The organism is Streptomyces sp. NPDC020490 (assembly GCF_044335305.1).
In the GTDB taxonomy this organism is placed as follows: Bacteria; Actinomycetota; Actinomycetes; order Streptomycetales; family Streptomycetaceae; genus Streptomyces.
This window is the reverse complement of sequence record NZ_JBIRUY010000001.1, coordinates 420,908-440,121: the sequence shown is the minus strand read 5'-3', so window position 1 is coordinate 440,121 and position 19,214 is coordinate 420,908. Positions and strand designations below refer to the sequence as shown.

Annotated in this window: 18 protein-coding genes; 13 read left to right on the top strand and 5 right to left on the bottom strand. The window is 75.5% G+C overall.

The features are described from left to right. The first annotated feature begins 32 nt into the window (after nt 1-32). The 12 genes from ACH4ZX_RS01985 (at nt 33) to hypE (ending at nt 12,063) form a co-directional block, all read left to right on the top strand. Nucleotides 33-698: a universal stress protein gene (locus tag ACH4ZX_RS01985; protein WP_398265954.1), complete on the top strand. Its 666-nt coding sequence runs from the start codon at nt 33-35 to the stop codon at nt 696-698. Between the two features lie 269 nt (nt 699-967). Further along, the gene (locus tag ACH4ZX_RS01980; RefSeq protein WP_398265951.1) at nt 968-1,474 is read left to right on the top strand and encodes a hydrogenase maturation protease; all 507 of its coding nucleotides are present in this window, start codon (nt 968-970) and stop codon (nt 1,472-1,474) included. Further along, nucleotides 1,471-3,765 (top strand): carbamoyltransferase HypF, encoded by a 2,295-nt coding sequence (gene hypF / locus ACH4ZX_RS01975; RefSeq protein WP_398265948.1) that lies wholly within the window; start codon nt 1,471-1,473, stop codon nt 3,763-3,765. The genes ACH4ZX_RS01980 and hypF overlap by 4 nt, the downstream gene beginning before the upstream one ends. 6 nt (nt 3,766-3,771) lie before the next feature. After that, nucleotides 3,772-4,029 carry a HypC/HybG/HupF family hydrogenase formation chaperone gene (locus ACH4ZX_RS01970; protein WP_398265946.1) on the top strand — a complete coding sequence of 86 codons (258 nt, stop codon included), beginning with the start codon at nt 3,772-3,774 and terminating at the stop codon, nt 4,027-4,029. A 756-nt stretch (nt 4,030-4,785) separates the two neighbouring features. Continuing rightward, a complete protein-coding gene (locus tag ACH4ZX_RS01965; protein WP_398265943.1) occupies nt 4,786-5,922 on the top strand; it encodes a 4Fe-4S dicluster domain-containing protein in 1,137 nt (378 codons plus the stop codon). Next, the gene (locus ACH4ZX_RS01960) at nt 5,922-6,386 is read left to right on the top strand and encodes a Crp/Fnr family transcriptional regulator (RefSeq protein ID WP_398265941.1); all 465 of its coding nucleotides are present in this window, start codon (nt 5,922-5,924) and stop codon (nt 6,384-6,386) included. The genes ACH4ZX_RS01965 and ACH4ZX_RS01960 overlap by 1 nt, the downstream gene beginning before the upstream one ends. After that, complete coding sequence (locus ACH4ZX_RS01955; protein WP_398265938.1) at nt 6,383-7,189, top strand: FAD/NAD(P)-binding protein; 807 nt, start codon at nt 6,383-6,385, stop codon at nt 7,187-7,189. The genes ACH4ZX_RS01960 and ACH4ZX_RS01955 overlap by 4 nt, the downstream gene beginning before the upstream one ends. 1 nt (nt 7,190) lies before the next feature. Continuing rightward, nucleotides 7,191-7,943 carry an oxidoreductase gene (locus ACH4ZX_RS01950; protein ID WP_398265935.1) on the top strand — a complete coding sequence of 251 codons (753 nt, stop codon included), beginning with the start codon at nt 7,191-7,193 and terminating at the stop codon, nt 7,941-7,943. Next, on the top strand, nt 7,940-9,313 hold the full coding sequence (locus ACH4ZX_RS01945) for a Ni/Fe hydrogenase subunit alpha (RefSeq protein WP_398265932.1): 1,374 nt from the start codon (nt 7,940-7,942) through the stop codon (nt 9,311-9,313). The genes ACH4ZX_RS01950 and ACH4ZX_RS01945 overlap by 4 nt, the downstream gene beginning before the upstream one ends. Beyond that, nucleotides 9,306-9,932 carry a CBS domain-containing protein gene (locus tag ACH4ZX_RS01940; protein ID WP_398265929.1) on the top strand — a complete coding sequence of 209 codons (627 nt, stop codon included), beginning with the start codon at nt 9,306-9,308 and terminating at the stop codon, nt 9,930-9,932. The genes ACH4ZX_RS01945 and ACH4ZX_RS01940 overlap by 8 nt, the downstream gene beginning before the upstream one ends. After that, a complete protein-coding gene (hypD, locus tag ACH4ZX_RS01935; RefSeq protein WP_398265926.1) occupies nt 9,929-11,032 on the top strand; it encodes a hydrogenase formation protein HypD in 1,104 nt (367 codons plus the stop codon). Before ACH4ZX_RS01940 ends, hypD begins: the two co-directional genes overlap by 4 nt. Then, the gene (gene hypE / locus ACH4ZX_RS01930; RefSeq protein ID WP_398265923.1) at nt 11,029-12,063 is read left to right on the top strand and encodes a hydrogenase expression/formation protein HypE; all 1,035 of its coding nucleotides are present in this window, start codon (nt 11,029-11,031) and stop codon (nt 12,061-12,063) included. Before hypD ends, hypE begins: the two co-directional genes overlap by 4 nt. Before the next feature lie 134 nt (nt 12,064-12,197). On the opposite strand, the gene ACH4ZX_RS01925 is transcribed toward hypE, so the two are convergent. Beyond that, nucleotides 12,198-12,791, bottom strand: a complete 594-nt coding sequence (locus ACH4ZX_RS01925) for a hypothetical protein (protein WP_398265920.1) — start codon at nt 12,789-12,791, stop codon at nt 12,198-12,200. A gap of 2 nt (nt 12,792-12,793) precedes the next feature. Continuing rightward, the gene (locus ACH4ZX_RS01920; protein ID WP_398265917.1) at nt 12,794-13,783 is read right to left on the bottom strand and encodes an Acg family FMN-binding oxidoreductase; all 990 of its coding nucleotides are present in this window, start codon (nt 13,781-13,783) and stop codon (nt 12,794-12,796) included. A gap of 315 nt (nt 13,784-14,098) precedes the next feature. Here ACH4ZX_RS01920 and ACH4ZX_RS01915 point away from each other — a divergent pair, with 315 nt between their 5' ends. Next, entirely contained in the window at nt 14,099-15,106 is a 1,008-nt protein-coding gene (locus tag ACH4ZX_RS01915) for a GerMN domain-containing protein (protein ID WP_398265914.1), read from the top strand. A gap of 84 nt (nt 15,107-15,190) precedes the next feature. On the opposite strand, the gene ACH4ZX_RS01910 is transcribed toward ACH4ZX_RS01915, so the two are convergent. The 3 genes from ACH4ZX_RS01910 to ACH4ZX_RS01900 are packed head-to-tail and all read right to left on the bottom strand — an operon-like array spanning nt 15,191 to nt 19,194. Beyond that, nucleotides 15,191-15,712 (bottom strand): flavodoxin domain-containing protein, encoded by a 522-nt coding sequence (locus tag ACH4ZX_RS01910; protein ID WP_398265910.1) that lies wholly within the window; start codon nt 15,710-15,712, stop codon nt 15,191-15,193. 41 nt (nt 15,713-15,753) lie between these two features. Beyond that, entirely contained in the window at nt 15,754-16,485 is a 732-nt protein-coding gene (locus ACH4ZX_RS01905) for a CBS domain-containing protein (protein WP_398265907.1), read from the bottom strand. A gap of 12 nt (nt 16,486-16,497) precedes the next feature. Next, nucleotides 16,498-19,194 (bottom strand): GNAT family N-acetyltransferase, encoded by a 2,697-nt coding sequence (locus tag ACH4ZX_RS01900; protein ID WP_398265904.1) that lies wholly within the window; start codon nt 19,192-19,194, stop codon nt 16,498-16,500. Nucleotides 19,195-19,214 lie beyond the last annotated feature (20 nt).

Below are 19,214 nucleotides of genomic sequence, written 5' to 3'. Positions count from 1 at the left end.
CCGAACTCCCCTTCGCGGAAAGGCGGGAAGCCATGGAGCGGATGATCGTCGCCGGTGCGGACGCGTCGGCGGCCGGCTGTGCGGCGGCCTACTGGGCCGTGCGGGAGGCCGAGCTGCGCGGGGTGCCGCTGCACGTGGTGCCGGTGGCGCCGGCCGACGGCCCGGACGCCGTGCGCACCCTGGGCGACGGCGCGGAACTGGTCGTGGTGGGCCTTCCGCCCGCCGCGGACACCACCGCCACGGCGCTGGTGGAGCGGGCGACGCGCCCGGTGGTGCTGGTGCCCGGGACGCCGTCGAAGCCCGGCCGCGTGACCGTCGGTCTCGACGCCCGCGACCCCGCGGACGTCGTGCTCGCGTTCGCCTTCGAGGCGGCCCGGCTGCGCCGTGCGACCCTGCACGCGGTGCACGCCTGGACGCTGCCCGAAGAGGCCACCGACTGGCTGTTCACCCTCGCGCACGACGAGCGGGCCACCTGGGAGGACCAGGAGGTGCAGCGGCTGTCCGACGCCCTGCGGCCGTGGCGCACCCGGTACCCGGACGTCGACGTGCTGCAGGACGTCGTGCTGCTCGCCCCCGAGGAGGCCCTCAGCCACGCCTCCGGCAACGCCGGGCTGGTGGTCCTCGGCCGCCGCTCGGGCGGTACCGCCCTCGCCCTGCTGCGCAGCGCCCGCTGCCCGGTCGCCGTGGTCCCGGCGTAGGAACCGGTGATACGAGCGGCCCTGCGGGCACCGCTGCGCGCGGGCCCCTGGCCCCGGCCCTGGTCCCGGCCCTGGTCCCGGCCCTGGTCCCGGCCCTGGTCCCGGTCCCGGTCCCGGTCCTGGTCCTGGTCCTGGTCCTGGTCCTGGCCCTGGTCCTGGCCCTGGTCCTGGCCCTGGTCCTGGCCCTGGCCCTGGCAAGGAGGATCGGCCCCGGCGGAGGGTCGTTCGGCCCCTGTGGGTCCGCGGCCGTTCGGCACACGGTGAAGGGCATGAGGACGCACAGGGGCACCGCGGTCATCGGCGTCGGCAACGACTTCCGGCGCGACGACGGCGTGGGCTGGGCCGTGGTCGCGCGGCTGCGGGAGCGGGCCGCCGGGCGTCCCGACGTACCGGACACCGTCTTCGCCACCTGCGACGGCGACCCGGGCCGGCTGATCGGGCTGTGGGAGGGCGCCGGCCTCGCGGTGGTCGTGGACGCGGCGCACGCCCACCCGGGCACCCCCGGCCGCGTGCACCGCCTCGAAGTGGACGGCGGGCACCTCGCGCCGCCGTCGGCCACCAGCACCCACGGGCTGGGCCTGGGCGAGGCCGTCGAGCTCGCCCGCGTCCTCGGCCTGCTGCCGGAGCGACTCGTCGTCTACGCCGTCGAGGGCGCCGACTGCGACTTCGGCGCCGGCCTGTCCCCCGCCGTCGCGGCCGCCGTGGAACCGTTGGCCGACGCGGTCGAGGACGAGCTCGCGCACCGCGCGGACGGGGCGGCGGGGAGGCGGGCATGACCGTACGGCGCTTCCACGTCGAGGGCATCGTCCAGGGCGTCGGGTTCCGGCCGTTCGTGTACCGCACCGCGGCCCTGCTCGGTCTGGACGGCTGGGTGGCCAACGTCGACGGGCACGTGGAGGGCGAGGTCGCCGGGCCCGAACGGGCCGTCGAGGAGTTCGCGGTCCGGCTGCGGACCAGGGCCCCGGCGCTGGCCCGGGTGCGCCGGGTCCGGCTGACCGACGGTCCCCGCGAACCGGCCCTCCGCCCGGGTTTCCGGGTGCGCGACAGCGCGCCGGCCGCCGCGGCCCCGGCGACGCGGGAGATCCCACCCGACGCCGCGATCTGCGACGCCTGTCTGCGCGAGCTGCGCGACCCCCGTGACCGCCGGCACCGCTATCCGTTCATCAACTGCACCGACTGCGGGCCGCGCGCCACGATCATCGAGGAGCTGCCGTACGACCGCGTCCGCACCACCATGCGCCGCTTCCCGCTGTGCCGGGCCTGCGCCGCCGAGTACGCCGACCCGGCCGACCGCCGCTTCCACGCCGAGCCCGTCGCCTGCCCGGCCTGCGGGCCCAGGCTGGCCTGGGAGGAACTGCGCGGCGAGGACGCGCTGCGGGCGGCGGTGAAGACGGTCGCCGACGGCGGGATCGTCGCGCTGAAGGGTCTCGGCGGCTACCAGCTGGTGTGCGACGCGGGCGACCCGGCGGCCGTGGCGGAGTTGCGGCGGCGCAAGCACCGCCCGGCGAAGCCGTTCGCCGTGATGGTCCCCGACGTCGCCGCGGCGCGCCGGCTGGCCCTGGTCGGCGCGGGCGAGCTGGAGGCCCTGACGGCCCCGGAGCGGCCCGTGGTGCTGCTGGCCCGGCGCCGGTGGCGGGGCACGCCCGCGCTGGCGCGCGAGGTGCATCCGGGGCTGAACCGGGTGGGCCTGTTCCTGCCCACCACCGGCCTGCACCATCTGCTGCTGGACGGACTCAGACGACCGCTCGTGGTCACCAGCGGCAACCTGAGCGACGAGCCCATAGCGGTCGACGACGCCGACGCCCGCCGCACGCTGGCCGGCGTCGCCGACGGCTTCCTCACCCACGACCGGCCCATCCGCTCCCGGTACGACGACTCGGTGGTGCAGTTCGCCGGACGCACCCGGATCACCGTCCGGCGGGCCCGCGGGCTGGCCCCGGCGCCGCTGCCGCTGCCGCCGGCCGTGCGGGAGCCGGTAGCGGGGGCCGGCGCCCAGCTCAAGCACACGTTCACGCTGGCCGCGGACGGCCGGGCCCACCTCGGTCCGCACACCGGCGACCTGGCCGACCCGGCGGTCCATGACGCCTTCCTGGCGTCGTACGAGCAGCTCAGGCGGCTCACCGGTATCGAGCCCACGGTGCTCGCCCACGACCTGCACCCGGGCTATCTGTCCACCCAGTGGGCCATGGCACAGCCTGTGCGGCGGATCGCCGTGCAGCACCACCACGCGCACGTGGCGGCCTGCGCGGCCGAGCACGGGGTGCGCGGCCGGTTCCTCGGGGTGGCCTACGACGGCCTCGGTCTGGGGGACGACGGCACCCTGTGGGGCGGCGAGATCCTCCTGGCCGACCTGACCGGTTACCGGCGCGTGGGCCGGTTCGCGACCGCGCCGCTGCCCGGCGGCGACGCCGCGGTACGGCGTCCGGTGCGCACGGCCCTCGGCCGGCTGCTCGGCGGGGAGGCGCTCGGGGCGCCGGCGCCGGGCCCCCCGCTGACCCGGCACTTCACCGGCCGGCTCGACCCGGCCGAGGTGGCCGGCGTACGCGCCATGGTCGGCCGGGACGTCAACTGCCCGCGCGCGTCCAGCGCCGGGCGGCTGTTCGACACGGTCGCCGCCCTGCTGGGCCTGTGCGACCGGGCCGGTTACGAGGGCGAGGCGGCCGTCCTGCTGGAGGCCGCGGCGGGCGCCGAGCACGCCGTACCGCTCGCCCACCGCGTCGTGCGGGTGCGGGACCTGTGGGTGTACGACCCCGCGCCCACCCTCACCGACCTGCTGGAGCGGCAGCTCGCCGGTGAGCCGGTGGCGCGGCTGGCGGCCGCCTTCCATCTCACGCTCGGGATCGTCACGGCCGAACTCGTCGGCCGGGCCGTGGCCGACGGCGCGCCGCGCACGGTGTGCCTGGGCGGCGGCTGCTTCGTCAACCGGCGGCTGCTGACCGAGGTCAAGCGCCGGCTGCACGCGCAGGGGCTGCGGGTACTCGTCGGCGGCCAGGTCCCCGTCGGGGACGGCGGCATCAGCTACGGCCAGGCGGCGGTCGCGGCCGCGCGGATGGCCGGGGAGAGGTGAACGCGCATGTGTCTGGGCATCCCGGGCCGGGTCGTGGAGGTCCACGACGACATGGGCCTGCGCATGGCCACGGTCGACTTCGGCGGGGTGCGGCGCGAGGTCTGCCTCAGCTGCACCCCCGACGCGGACGTCGGCTCGTACGTCATCGTGCACGTCGGTTTCGCCATCACCCGGGTCGACGAGGCGGAGGCCCGCCGGACGCTGGAGGTGCTGCGGTCGATGGCGGGAGCGGTGGAGAGCGAACTGGGCGAACCACTGCCGTAGCGGGTCCCCGCCGCACCGGACGTCGCGGACCCCGCCCGCACCGGTCGTGGGCGCGACCCGCCCCACCGGCCGTGGCCCGGGGACCCGCCCGCACCGGTCGTCGGCGAGACCCGCGCCGGCAGCCGGCCGGCGCCTCCGGGTGCACGGGCGCCGGTCGGTGCCTCCGGGTGCACGGGCGCCGGTCGGCGCCTTTGGGTGCACGGGCGCCGGCAGGCACGGGGAGCAGTGCGAACCGTCGACGCTGATACCGCCGCCAACGCCCGCATGCGGGCAGGAGACCGGCCCGCATGCGGGACAGCGCGCTTCGGCGCACGTCGGCGGTCCGGATCCGGTGGGCACGGGCAGCAGACCCAAGCGGCCCCGACACCGGTCGGTACCTCCGTGTGCGCGGGCGCCGGTCGGCACCGGGAGCGGCGCGCACCGCCGACGCGGTGTCCCGCCGTCGAGCCCCCCGCAGCCAGGAAACCGACCCGCACGAAGAAACCAGCGCCCGTCCCCGCCGCCGGACGCCCGGCGGCGGGGATCCAGCCGGCACCGGGAGCGGCGCGCACCGGCGACGCGGTGTCCCGCCGTCGACGCCCCGGGCGCCCGCGGGCGGGAGACCGGCGCGCACGAGGGACAGCGGCCGCCGGCGCGCGCCGGTGGCGGGGATCCGGTCGGCACGGGGAGCAGGGCCGGTCGGCCCCTGTCGCGGGTGGCCCCGCCGCCGGAACCTGACGGTGGAGGTCCACGACCACCGGGACGAGGAGGACCGTCATGACCGTCACCGCAGCCCCGGCCGTGCTCGACCGGGACGGCCTGGGCGCCCTGGTCGCGGCGCTGGTGGCCCGGGGACGAACCGTCGTGGGGCCGACCGTCCGCGACGGCGCGATCGTGCTGGCCGAGCTGACGTCGGCGGACGCGCTGCCCTACGGCTGGGGCGTGGAGCTGGAGGCCGGCCACTACCGGCTGGTGCGGCGCGCGGACGGGGCGGCCTTCGCCAACAGCGCCGGCCCGCAGTCGTGGAAGGCGTTCCTGCATCCCGCGCGGGAGCGGCTGTGGAGCGCCGACCGCACACCCGAGGGCGACATCTCCTTCACCGCGGACGAGCCCGAGCCGCCGTCGTACGCGTTCCTCGGCGTCCGCCCCTGCGACCTGCGGGCCATCGCGATCCAGGACCGGGTGCTGGCCGGTGGCCGGTACGCGGACACCGGCTACGCCGCGCGCCGCTCCGGGGCGCTGCTGATCACCGCCGAGTGCACCGAGCCCGGCGCGACCTGTTTCTGCGTCTCCACGGGCGGCGGGCCCGCCGCCGGCCCCGGCTACGACCTCGCGCTCACCGAGGTGATCGACGAGCAGGGCCACCGCTTCCTGGTGCGCGTCGGCAGCGAGGAGGGCGCCCGGCTGCTGGCGGAGGTGCCGCACCGCGCGGCCGACCCGCCCACCGAGACCGCCGCGCGGGACTCGGTGGAGGCGGCCCGCGACCGCATGGGCCGCGCCCTGCCCGAGGTCGACCTGCGCGCCCTGCTGGGCGCCAGCCTGGACGCCGAGCGCTGGAACGACGTCGCCGCCCGCTGCCTGACCTGCGGGAACTGCACGATGGTGTGCCCGACCTGCTTCTGCACCACCACGGAGGAGGTGACCGACCTCACCGGTGACCACACCGAGCGCTGGCAGCGCTGGGACTCCTGCTACGACCTGGACTTCTCCTACCTGCACGGCGGCCCGGTGCGCTCCTCCGGGCGCAGCCGCTACCGGCAGTGGCTCACCCACAAACTCGGCACCTGGCACGACCAGTTCGGCACGACGGGCTGCGTGGGCTGCGGGCGCTGCATCGTCTGGTGCCCGGTCGGCATCGACATCACCGAGGAAGTGGCCGCGCTGAAGGCCGAGAAGGAAACGGAGACGGACTGATGCCCCCCTCGATCGCCCTGCGCATGAACCACGCCCTGCCCGTCGAGCACCGTGAGCGGCTGCTGCGCGTCGGCCGGGAGGTCACCTTCCCGCAGGGCGCGCGCCTGTTCGAAGAGGGCGGGCACGCCGACCGGTTCTGGATCGTCCGGAGCGGCACGGCCGCGCTCGACATGCACGTGCCCGGCCGCCGGCCGCCGGTCGTGGAGACGCTCGGCGTCGGCGACCTGGTCGGCTGGTCCTGGCTGTACGAGCCGTTCGTCTGGCAGCTCGGCGCCGAGGCCGTCACCCGGCTGGAGGCGTACGAGTTCGACGCCGTCGCCGTCCGGCTGATGTGCCTGAACGACGCCGAGTTCGGGCGCGCCGTGGAGCACTGGGTCGGCCGGGTGCTGGCCCACCGGCTGAACGCGGCCCGGGCCCGGCTGGTCGACCTGTACGGGATCTACGAGACCAGGGAACCGCGATGACCGCCGTACCGGTGCCGCATCGGGTGGTCGGCCGCCGGGAGGAGACGCCGGACACGGTCACGCTGCGCCTGGAGCCGGTCGATGCGGCGCTCGGGGAGTTCCTGCCCGGCCAGTTCGCGATGGTGCACTCCTTCGGCCGCGGCGAGATCCCGGTCTCCGCGAGCTCGGTGCAGTCCACGGGCGGTCTCGCGCACACGATCCGCTCGGTCGGCGCGGTCTCCGGCGGGCTGTGCGCGGCCCGGGTGGATGATGTCGTCGGCGTCCGCGGTCCCTACGGCACCGGGTGGGAGCTCGAGCGGGCGCGCGGGCGGGACGTGGTGGTCGTGGCGGGCGGCATCGGCTTCGCCCCGGTGCGGCCGCTGGTCCTCGGCGCGCTGGCCGAGCCGGCAGCCTACGGCCGCGTCAACGTCCTGATCGGGGCCCGCACCCCGGGCGACCTGATCGCCCGCGAGGAGGTGGCGGGCTGGGCCACGGCGTACACCGGGGTCACCGTCGACCAGCCCGACGGGCACTGGCGCGGCGACGTCGGTGTGGTCACCCAGCTGCTGGGGCGGGCGCTCTTCGATCCGGCGGACACCTGGGCGTTCGTCTGCGGTCCCGAGCCGATGATCCGGGCCGCCGCCCGCGAACTGGCGCAGCGCGGCGTGCCCCGCGAACGGATCCGGGTCTCGCTGGAGCGCAACATGCGGTGCGCGACCGGGACGTGCGGGCACTGCCAGCTCGGCCCGCTGCTGATGTGCCGGGACGGCGCCGTCGTGGACTGGGCCCTCGCCGAACCCCTGCTCGCGGTGAGGGAGTTGTGAGATGGCGCCGAAACTCGCCGTGTTCAAGCTGGCCTCCTGCGACGGCTGCCAGCTCACCCTGCTGGACTGCGAGGACGAACTCCTCGCGCTGGCGGGCGAGGTGGAGATCGCGCACTTCCTGGAGGCGTCCAGCGCGGTGGAGCCGGGCCCCTACGACCTGTCGCTGGTCGAGGGTTCCGTCACCACGGCGGAGGACGCCGAGCGGATCCGGCAGATCCGCGTCGCCTCCCGCCGCCTGGTCACCATCGGCGCGTGCGCGACCGCCGGCGGCGTCCAGGCGCTGCGCAACTTCGCGGACGTCGACGAGTACCGGCGCACGGTCTACGCGCGCCCCGAGTACATCTCCACGCTCGCCGACTCCACCCCCGTCTCCGCCCATGTGGCCGTCGACTTCGAGCTGCGCGGCTGCCCCATCGACCGCCGTCAGCTCATCGAGGTGATCACCGCGTTCCTCGCCGGACGCAAGCCCGACGTGCCCGACCACAGCGTGTGCTTCGAGTGCAAGCGGCGCGGCAACGTCTGCGTCACCGTCGCCCACGGCACCCCCTGCCTCGGCCCGGTCACGCACGCCGGGTGCGGGGCCCTGTGCCCGGCCTACCACCGCGGCTGCTACGGCTGCTTCGGGCCGTCGGGGTCGGTGAACCTGCCCGCCCTGATCCCGTTGCTGCGCCGCGACGGCATGGACGACGAGGCCGTGCTGCGGTTCCTGCACACCTTCAACGCCGCCGCGTTCCAGAAGGAGTTGGACCAGTGACACACCGCGGATCCCGTGTCCTGCACGTCGGCTCGCTGTCCCGGGTCGAGGGCGAGGGCGCGCTGCGCCTGCACGTGCACGACGGCACGGTCACCGAGGCCCGGCTGGAGATCTACGAACCGCCGCGGTTCTTCGAGGCGTTCCTGCGCGGCCGGGCCCACACCGAGCCGCCCGACCTGACGTCCCGGGTGTGCGGCATCTGCCCGGTGGCGTACCAGATGAGCGCCTGCGCGGCGGTCGAGGACGCCTGCGGTGTGACGGTCGACCCGGCGGTCCGGGCGCTGCGCCGGCTGCTGTACTGCGGGGAGTGGATCGAGAGCCAGGCCCTGCACGTCTACCTGCTGCACGCCCCGGACTTCCTGGGCCGGTCCGGCGCGATCGAGCTGGCGCGCACCCACCGGGCCGAGGTGGAGCGGGGGCTGCGGCTGAAGAAGGCCGGCAACGACCTGATGGAGCTCCTCGGCGGGCGGGCGGTGCACCCGGTCAACGTACGTCTCGGCGGCTTCCACCGGACCCCGTTGCGCGAGGAACTGCGGCCGATCGCGGAGCAGTTGAGGCGGGCGCTGGACGACGCTTGGGCGACCGTGCGCTGGGTGGCCGGCTTCGAGTTCCCGGACGCCCGCACCGACGCCGCCCTGCTGGCGCTGGCCGAGCCGGACACGTACGCCATCGAGGGCGGCGCCCCGAGCGTCCTGTGGCCCGACGGCTCCACCGAGTCCTTCCCCGTCGCGGACTTCACCGACCACGTCACCGAGACCCAGGTGCCGCACTCCACGGCGCTGCACTCGCGGCTCGACGGGCGCCTCCATCTCACCGGGTCCCTCGCCCGGTTCGCGATCAGCGGCCGGCTGCTGTCCCCGGTGGCGCTGCAGGCGTGCGCCGAAGCGGGGCTGGGCGATCCGCGCGAGGGCGCCGTGTGCCGCAACCCGTTCCGCTCCATCCTGGTGCGGGCGGTGGAGACGGTGTACGCCGTCGACGAGGCGCTGCGCATCATCGGCTGCTACGAGCCGCCCGAGCGCCCGTACACGGACGTCCCGCCGGTCGCGGGCGTCGGACACGGCGCGACCGAGGCGCCCCGCGGTCTGCTGTACCACCGCTACGAGATCGACGCCGAGGGCCTCGTCACCGCCGCGCTGCTCGTGCCGCCGACCGCGCAGAACCAGGGCGCGATCGAGGAGGACCTGCTGCGCCTCGTCCAGCGGGCGATCCGCGAAGGAGACCCGGGAGACGCCGAGTTGACGGCCCTGTGCGAGCGGGTGATCCGCAACCACGACCCGTGCATCTCGTGCTCCACCCATTTCCTCGACCTGACGGTCGTCCGTACCTCCGGCACTACACCGGCAGAACCAGCGGGAGGCTGCGATGCCTGAGACTCCGTACACCGTGAGCGATGTGATGACGCAGACCGTCATCGCCGTCGGGCGTGACGCGCCCTTCAAGGAGGTGGTCGGCCTGATCGACCAGTGGAAGGTGAGCGCCCTGCCCGTCCTGGTGGGCGAGGGCCGGGTCATCGGCGTGGTCTCCGAGGCCGACCTGCTGGCGAAGGAGGAGTTCCGCGACGGGGGCGAGGAGGACGCCGAGCGGGACGAGCGGCGCAAGGCCGCCGCGCTGACCGCGGGCGAGCTGATGAGCAGCCCGGCGGTGACCGTGCACGCGAACGCCTCGGTCGCCGAGGCCGCCCGCATCATGGCGCGCCGGCACGTCAAGCGGCTGCCCGTGGTGGACGGGGTCGGCCTGCTGCAGGGCGTGGTGAGCCGCAGCGACCTGCTGAAGGTCTTCCTGCGCGAGGACGAGGAGATCGCCGAGGAGATCCGGCACGACGTGCTGGGCCGGCTCCCGATCACCACCGAGCTGACGGTCACCGTGCGGGACGGCGTGGTCGTGCTGAGCGGCCCGCTGCCCGACCGCACCCTCGTCCCGATCGTCGCCAGGGCGGTGCGGGCCGTCGAGGGGGTCGTCGACATCCGTCTGGATCTCAGTCACCGATGAAGTACCTCGACGAGTACCGCGACCCCGTGCTCGCCCGGCGGCTGCTGGGAGAGCTGCGGCAGACCGCCACGCGGCCCTGGCGGATCATGGAGGTGTGCGGCGGCCAGACCCACACCCTCGTCCGCCAGGGCATCGACGAGCTGCTGCCGGCCGGGATGCGGATGATCCACGGACCGGGCTGCCCGGTGTGCGTGACGCCGCTGGAGACGCTGGACCGGGCCATGGCCGTGGCCGCCCGGCCCGGCGTGCTGTTCACCAGCTTCGGCGACATGCTGCGGGTGCCCGGCTCCCGCTCCGACCTGCTCTCGCTGCGGGCGCGGGGCGCGGACGTGCGGGTGGTGTACGCGCCGATGGACGCCGTACGCCTGGCGGCCGCCCACCCCGACCGGGAGGTGGTCTTCCTCGCGGTCGGCTTCGAGACGACCGCGCCCGCGAACGCGACGGCCGTGCTGCACGCGGCCCGGCTGGGGCTGACGAACTTCTCGATGCTGGTCAGCCACGTCCTGGTGCCGCCCGCCATGACGGCGCTGCTCGACGACCCGGACTGCGAGGTGCAGGCGTTCCTGGCGGCCGGGCACGTGTGCGCGGTGATGGGCTGGCGCGAGTACGAGCCGATCGCCGCCCGCTACCGGGTACCGATCGTGGTCACCGGATTCGAGCCGCTGGACCTGCTGGAGGGCGTGCTGATGGCCGTGCGGCAGCTGGAGTCCGGACGGCACGAGGTGGAGAACCAGTACGTGCGGGCCGTACGGCGCTCGGGCAACACCGACGCGCAGGACGCCGTCCGCAAGGTGTTCCGGGTCACCGACCGGTCCTGGCGCGGCATCGGCTCGCTGCCCGACAGCGGTCTGGAACTCGCCGAGGAGTACGCGCGGTTCGACGCGGCCCGCCGCTTCGACGTGGGCGGGCTGTCCCCGGTGGAGGACCCCGAGTGCATCGCGGGCGCGATCCTCACCGGCGCGCGGCTGCCCACCGACTGCCCCGCGTACGGCACCCGTTGCACGCCCCGTCATCCGCTCGGCGCGCCCATGGTGTCCTCGGAGGGCACGTGCGCCGCCTTCCACGCGGCCGGCCGCATCGCCCCCAGGAGCACGGCATGACCATCGAATGCCCCACCCCGCACCACGAGGACGAGATCGTCCTGCTCGGCCACGGCGCCGGCGGGCGCCTCTCCGCGGAACTCCTCGACAGCCTGATCCTGCCCTCGTTCGGCGAGGCCGGCGGGCCGCTGGAGGACGCGGCGCTGCTGCCGGGCCGCCCCGACCTGGTGATGAGCACCGACAGCTTCGTCGTCAGCCCGCTGTTCTTCCCCGGCGGGGACATCGGCTCGCTCGCCGTCCACGGCACGGTCAACGACCTCGCCATGCGGGGCGCGTGGCCGCTGGCGCTGTCGGTCTCCCTGATCGTCGAGGAGGGCCTGCCGCTGTCCGAACTCCGGGCCGTGGCGGCGTCGTTGGGCAAGGCAGCGCAGGACGCCGGGGTTCCCGTGGTCACCGGCGACACCAAGGTGGTGGGGCGCGGCGCGGCCGACCGGCTGTTCGTGAACACCACCGGCGTGGGGCAGCGGCAGGCGCCGCTGTGCCCGTCGGCGGCGTCGGCCCGCGCCGGTGACGCCGTCCTGCTGTCCGGGCCGATCGGGCTGCACGGCACGACCGTGCTCAGCACCCGCGAGGGCCTCGGCTTCGAGAGCGACATCGCCTCCGACAGCCGTCCGCTGCACCGGCTGGTGCGCGCGCTGGCGCCGCTGGGCACCGCCGTGCACGTGCTGCGCGACCCGACGCGGGGCGGACTGGCCGCCGCGCTCAACGAGATCGCGCGGGACTCGTCCGTCGCGGTGGAGATCGAGGAGTACGCCGTCCCCGTGCCCGAGGCGGTCGCCTCCGCCTGCGACCTGCTCGGCCTCGACCCGCTGGTGGTCGCCAACGAGGGCTGTCTGGTCGCCTTCGTCGACCCGGCCGTCGCCGGGGACGCGCTGGCCGCGATGCGGTCGATGCCCGAGGGCGCGCAGGCGGCCCGCATCGGCGAGGTCGTGCCCGACGGCCCCCGGGGCCGGGTGACCCTGCGGACCCTGGTGGGCGCCCGCCGCATCGTGGACATGCCGCTGGGGGAACAGCTTCCGCGGATCTGCTGAGGACGCCGAGCTGCGGGGCGACGCGGAGTTGCTGGGGACGCGGAGTTGCTGGGGACGCGGAGTTGCTGAGGACGTGGACTTGCTGGGCGACGCGCCGCTGCTGAGGCACGCCGAGCGCCGGGGGCGTCGGCGCGTCAGCCCGTCCTGCCCCGCCACTGCGGGCTGACCACGGCCCACTCCGCGTCCCAGCGGTTCAACCGGCGGCGGTCGATCCGGGCGCACACGCCCCAGCCGGCGAGCAGCACCAGGCTGCCGCCGATCACCGCGGCCGCCGCGCCCAGTGCCGCGCCCTGGGCGCGCGCCTCGTCGGCGGTGGCGGGCGCGGAGACGAGGTTGCCCTCACGGTCCAGCCAGATCCGGGTGGTGCCGCCGGCCCGGCTTCCGGGCTCGACGGCGGTGATGCCCTGGCGGGTGGTGCCGTCCGTCAGGGTCCAGCGCACGGTGGCCCACGCCCGGGAGCCGCCGCCCGCGTCCACCGAGGACTCGCCGCGCGCCGCGTCCTTGAGCAGCACGGCCGCCACGGCGTGCCGGGCGGCCCGCAGTTGGCCGATGCTCCGCTCGACCGCGCCCGCCGTCGCCACGCCCGAGGCGACGGCGGCGAGCAGGGCCAGGATCCAGGTGGCGATCAGCAGCCAGCCCTCGACCAGGTAGCTGCGGGGCCGGAGCGGGTTGCGGCGCAGCCGCCACCAGCGTGTTCCGGCCGCTCGTGGGCGGGTGACGCGGGCCATCGTCACCACCGCGCCGGCGCGTTGTCGCGGACGAGGACCCGGGTGGCGGGACGACGGGAGGTGGCCCACCGCTGTCCGGTGCGGCCGAGCCGCAGGACCACCTGCGGGAAGTGGCCGGCGGTGAGGTGCCGACGCATCTGCGCCCGCAGCTCCGGCAGTTCGAGGGGCTGGGTGTGGAAGGCGGCCATCACGCCCCGGGCGGCGGCGGACAGCAGCACGCGCTGCAGTGCCTGCCCCGAGCGCAGCCAGTCCTGGCGTCCGTCGCGCGCGGTGGACAGTACGGCGACGGTGCCGGTGCCGGCGGCCCGCCTGCGGGCCGGGACGACGTACCGGCGGGAGAGGTAGAGGTAGTCGCGGCCGGCGAGGAGCGTGCAGTCCGGGTGGTAGCGGCACGCCTCGGCGGGCACCCGGTCGGGCCCGACGCAGCGGGCCACCTCCGCCGCGTGCACCGGGTCCGCGCGGTGGCAGTCCTCCGCGGTGCGCACCAGCCGGGCGAGCAGCTCGAGTTCCTCCGGTCCGTCGATGACCTGGAAGACGGCTCCCTCGGCCCGTGCGTGCTCGCTCAGCTCGTCGAGGAACTCGCGGGGCAGCGACTCGGAGGCGAACGGTCCGCGGTGGGTGTGCCGCAGCACCATCGCGCCGGCCAGCGCGGCCTCGTCGGCGGAGACGGGGGCGTGGGCGGCGAAGCCGACGTGCGCCAGGAAGGCGGGGTCGGCCGGGTCGGGCAGCAGCTCGACGGCGGGTTTGAAGCCGAGGTGCCGTACCGCCATCCGCGCGTTGAACAGGGCCGCCCCGCAGGCGACGGTCATCTCCCTGCCGTCGGGGTCGGACAGGAGCATGCGCCGGGCGGCGTCGGCGTGCACCTCGAAACCGTGGTCGTAGCCCTCCTCGACGAAGAACCACGGCTGGCTGTTGTGCGGCGAGGGCGCGAGGGAGGCGGCGCGGGCCAGGTGCACGGCGGCGTGGCCGGGCTTGTCGTACGACACGGACATGGGTTTCCCGCCTTTCGCGAACCGTCCACCCGCCTTTCGCGAACCGTCCACCCGTCGTGAACCGTCCACACCCAGGGTCCCGGCCGGACGTCTGCCGGGGCATGGGCCGACGGTCCCGGCAGTCGGCCTGTGCGGCCCACCCGCGGCCCGGTCACGCCCGGTCGCGCGCGCCGCGGCCCTCCGCCTCCGGCCTGGCGGACGCGGACGGCCCGCCGCCCCCGGGTTGCCCGGCCGTTCGGCCCGCGGCCGGGGCCGTACAGCACTGGGTGAGGGGCGCGCCGGGGGAGTTGTCTGGAAGCGTCGGAGGAGGATGCCATGTTCACCAAAACGCCGTCCGCCTGCCGCGCCCGCCGCCACCGGTCCCGTGTGCTCACCGCGGCGCTCGCGCTTCCCCTGGTCACGGTCGCCGCCTGCGGCACGGGCACGTCCGGCGGGACCACGCCCGCCCCGTCGTCCCCCATGGACACCGGCTCGTCCGGCGGCACGACGGGCGCTCCTCGCCCGTCCGCGTCCGCCACCACCCCCGGCACCACCGCACCGGGCCCGACGGCGTCGAAGCCCTCGGCCGGCGGCTCCGGCGGCTCCGGCGGCTCTGGCGGCACGGCGGCGAAGAAGGTCCGTACGGCGGTGTACTTCCTGCACGGCGAGAAGGTCTCCGCCGCCCCGCGCACGGTGACCGCGCCGGGCACCGCCACCGCCGCGGTGCGCGCCCTGCTGGCCGGCCCGGACGCCTACGAGGCCCGTCACTCCCGCACCACCGCCATCCCGTCCGGCACCCGGCTGCGTTCCGTCGTCGTCCGCGACCACATCGCAACGATCGACCTGTCCGGCCGCTACGACGACGGTGGCGGCAGCCTGTCGATGCGGGAGCGGCTCGCGCAGGTGGTGTTCACCGCGACCCGCTTCCCGGCGGTGCGCAAGGTCGCCTTCGAGATCGACGGCAAGCCGGTGAAGGCCTTCGGCGGCGAGGGCATCGTGCTCAACGGCCCGGTCGGCCGGGCCGACTTCGAGGACGTCTCCCCCGCCGTGCTGGTCGAGTCCCCGCTGATCGGCGACACCGTGCGCAGCCCGCTGCGGGTATGGGGCAGCGCCGACACCTTCGAGGCGGTGTTCCGGCTGAAGGTCACCGACGCCTCCGGGCACAAGGCCGCCGACGTGCAGGTCCGGGCGACGTCCGGGACCGGCACCCGCGGCACCTTCGACGTCACCTTCCCCTACCGGGCCGTCGGCACCGGGCAGGGCCTGCTGACGGCGTACTACCTGTCGCCCGAGGACGGCCACGCGGTGACCGTCGACACCGTGCCGCTGACCGTGCACCACTGACTCCGGTCCCCGGCGACTCCGGTCCCCGGCACGGACGGACCCCGGCGCGCGGCTCGCGCCGGGGTCCGTCACACGCCGCCTCCCTCACCCGGTCTCCTCGGCTTCCCGCTGCGCCTTCACCAGCGTGTCGGCGACGCGCGCCGCCCACGCCTCGATCGCGGGGAAGTCGCGGAAGTCCCCGCCCTTGCCGCTGCGCAGGATCATCCGCGCGATGCGCCCCTCGGCGCCCTCCTCCAGACGGCCGCCGAAGGTGACGTGCTCCCGGGCGTCGAGCCGGTCCATGGCACGCAGCACGCCGGTGACGGGCGGGATGTCCCGCTCCGAGGCGGTCGCGTCGAGGGGGCCGCTGCTGAACAGCCACAGCGGGCGTCCGGCCAGCTTCCGGCCGTGCCGGCGCAGCAGGCGGCGGGCGTCCTTGTGCCAGCGTCCGGCGTACAGGGCGCCGCCGACCACGACGGCGTCGTACGGGGTGACGTCGGTGACCGCCGAGGCGGGTGCCGTGTCGGCCGTGAGCCCCTCCTTGCGCAGCACGTCGGCCACCGCCTCCGCGATCTGCGCGGTCGATCCGTTCTTCGTTCCGTAGGCGACCAGCACGCGCGTCGGCATGGCGATCCGCCTCCTCTCACCTCACGTCACGTCAGATCACGTCACAGCCTGCGCAGCCAGTCGTCGGCGACGCCGTGCAGCGCCTGCTCCTCGGGCTGGATGTGGGAGTCGTCGAGCCGGTGGGTCAGCTTGCTGACGACGGCGACCACCCCGTCGATCTGCCGGGTCATGGACACGGCGATCTCGGTCTCGCTCTTGCGCTCCATGTGCCCGGAGAGCGTGACCACGCCCTCGGTCACCGAGACGTCGATGCTGCGCGGGGCCAGCCACAGGGCGCGGACCAGGACCTCGTCGACGACCTCGTCGTGGATGTCGGCGTCGGGCCGCAGGAACACCTGCAGCAGGTCACGGCGGGTGACGATGCCGACGAGGCGCTGTTCCTCGTCCAGGACGGGCAGCCGTTCCACCCGGTGCTGCGCCATGATGCGGGCGGCCTCGACGATGGTCTCGTCGGCGTGCACGGTGACGGCGGGCTCGGTCATCAGCTGGCCGGCGGTGCGGGCCCGGCTCTTGGCGGCGCGGATCCGCCCCTCGTGGGTGAGGTCGGCGAGCCGGAAGCGCTTCCTCGGCTCGGCCGGGTCCGGGCTCTCGGCCTGCCGCATCAGCAGGTCCGTCTCGGAGATGACGCCGATGACCTTCTCGTCGTCGTCCACCACCGGCAGTCCGCTGATGCGGTGCTCGCCGAGCAGCCGGGCCACTTCCTTGAAGGGCGTGCCGTACTCGGCGCGGACGACCTCCGTGGTCATGACGGAGCCGACCTTGTTGTGCCTCATGACTGTTCCTCCTCAGCGGAGCCGGCGCAGATAGGGGTCCTGGGGCCTGCGGGGCAGCAGGCGCACCCGGGCGTCGAGCACACGGACTCCGTCCGGTGTCGCGAGAACGGGGTTGAAGTCGGCCTCGGCCAGCTGCGGCAGGTCGCTCGCCATGCGGGACAGCCTCAGCAGCAGTTGTTCGAGGCCCTGGAGATCGACCGGCCGGGCACCGCCCTCGCCCAGCAGCAGCGGGGCGCAGCGCGGGGCCGTGATCAGGTCGTGGACGTCCAGGTCGGTGAGCGGGGCGAGCCGGGCGGCGTGGTCGGCGAGGACCTCGGTCGCGGTGCCGCCGAGCCCGAACAGGACCAGCGGGCCGAAGACCTCGTCCTGGACGACGCCCGCGAACAGTTCCGTGCCGCGGTCGGCGAGCGGCTGCAGCACGACGCCGGTCAGCAGTCCGGCGAACCGGGTCCGAAGGTCGCGGAAGGCGGCGCGCACCTGCTGGTCGCCGCGCAGGTCCAGGTGGACGGCGTGCTCGGCGGTCTTGTGCAGCAGGCCCGGCCAGTGGCCCTTCATGACGACCCGGCCGTCGGCGCCGCGCAGCCGGTCGGCGGCGAGGACGGCCTCGTCCTCGGTCTCCGCCCAGGCCCACGGCGACTGCGGGACGCCGTAGCAGTCGAGGAGTCCGGCGCACTCGCGCGGGTGCAGCCAGCCTCCCTCGGGGTGGGCGTCGAGGAAGTCCTCGACGACGGCGTGGGCGCGTGCGCCGTCGACGCCGTCGAGGAGGGGGACGGTGCCGGCGGGACGGGCGAGCCAGGCGGCGCGGCGGGCCGCGTGGGCCAGGGCCCGTGCCGCGGACTGGGGTTCGGCGTACGCGGGCACGGTGCCGCCGTCGGCCGCGGGCAGCAGTTCGACGGGCAGGGCCTGTTCCAGCCGGAGCACGGCGACCGGCTTCGGCTGCCGTGCCGGGCCGCCGGTGAGGGCCCGGACCAGGTCGTCGCCGGTCGCCGCGGCGACCGCCGTGGGGACGAGGACGACGAGCACGGCGTCGACGGCGGGAGACCGCATGACCAGGTCCACGCACCGGGTGAGCTGTTCCTCCGTGACGGCGGCGGTGACGTCGACGGGGTTGCCGGCCGTGGCGCCGTCGGGCAGGACCGTGCGCAGGGCGTCGACGAGGCCGGGGGACGGCGGCTGAAGGGTCAGCCCGGCCTCGGCGCAGGCGTCGGCGGCGAGCACGCCGGCGCCGCCGGCGTTGGTGACGATGGTGACGCGGGGGCCGGCGGGCAGCGGCTGGGAGTGCATCAGGGCGGCGGCTTCGAGGAGTTCGCCGCAGGAGCGGGTGGCGGTGATGCCGGCCTGGGTGAACAGCGCGGCGCGGGTCATGGTGCGGGTGGCGGCGGCCGCGGTGTGCGAGGCGGCGGCGCGCCGGCCGGCGTCGGTGCGGCCGGCGTCGACGGTCAGCACCGGCATCCGGCGGGTGACGCGCCGGGCGGTGCGGGAGAAGGCGCGCGGGTTGCCGAAGGACTCCAGGTGCAGCAGGGCGAGGTCGGTGCGGCCGTCGCTCTCCCACCACTGGAGCATGTCGTTGCCGCTGACGTCGTACTTGTCGCCGAGGGAGGCGAAGGTGGAGACGCCGATGCCGAGCCGGGACAGCCCGTCGAGGAGGGCGATGCCCACTCCCCCGGACTGCACGGCGACGCCCGCGGTGCCGGGGCGGGGGTGGTCGGCGGCGAAGGTGGCGTCAAGCCGCAGGTCCGGTTCGGTGTTGCCGACGCCGAGGCAGTTGGGGCCGACCAGCCGCATGCCGCCCGCCCGGCACGCCGTCAGCAGGGCGCGCGCCTGGTCGGCGTCGAGTCCGGCGGTGACCACGAGGAGGGCCCGCGCGCCCGCCTTGCCGCACTCCTCGGCGGTGCCGGGGACGGCGGCGGCGGGTACGGCGAGGACGGCGAGGTCGGGTGTCACGGGCAGGGCGGAGACCGACGGGTAGGACGGCACGCCGAGGATCGCGTCGGCGGCCGGGTTCACGGCGAACAGGCGCCCGGCGTAGCGGCCGGCGCGCAGGTGGTGCAGGACCGCCCGGCCCACCGAGCCCGGCTTGCGGCCGGCGCCGACGACGGCGACCACGTGCGGCCGCAGCAGCGGCTGGAGGCTGGCCACGTCGGCGGCCCGCCCGCGTTCCTCCACGGCCGTGAGGTAGCTGTCGGACTCGTCGAGCGCGATGGTGCAGCGCACCTCGGGTCCGTCGAAGTGGCGCGCCGTGTGCAGGCCGAGGTCGGCGAACAGGCGCAGCACCTCGTGGTTCTCGCTGAGCGCCTCCGCGGTGAAGCCGGTGATGCCCTCGGCCCGGGCGGCGGAGACCAGGTGCTCGGTCAGCAGGGTGCCCACGCCCCGGTGGTGCACGGAGTCGGAGACGGCGATGGAGATCTCGGCCTCCTCGCCGTCGCCGCCGGCCGTGTCGTACTCGGCGAGGCCGATGATCCGGCCCTGGGTCTCGGCGACGAGGGCGCGGTGTCCCGGACGCGGCGAGGCGCACGCCCGGTCGGCGGCCAGCTCGGCGGAGCGCCGGCTCGCGGAGAAGAACCTGAGCCGCAGGTTCTCCGGGGACATCTCCTCGTAGAACCCCCGCAGCTGGTCGTGGTCGTCCGGGCGCACGCCGCGGATGCACACCGTGCTGCCGTCCGCGAGGAGAGCGTGGACCATGGGCCTGCCCGGCGCGTCGTGCGTCATCGCGGATCCCTCCAGGTCTG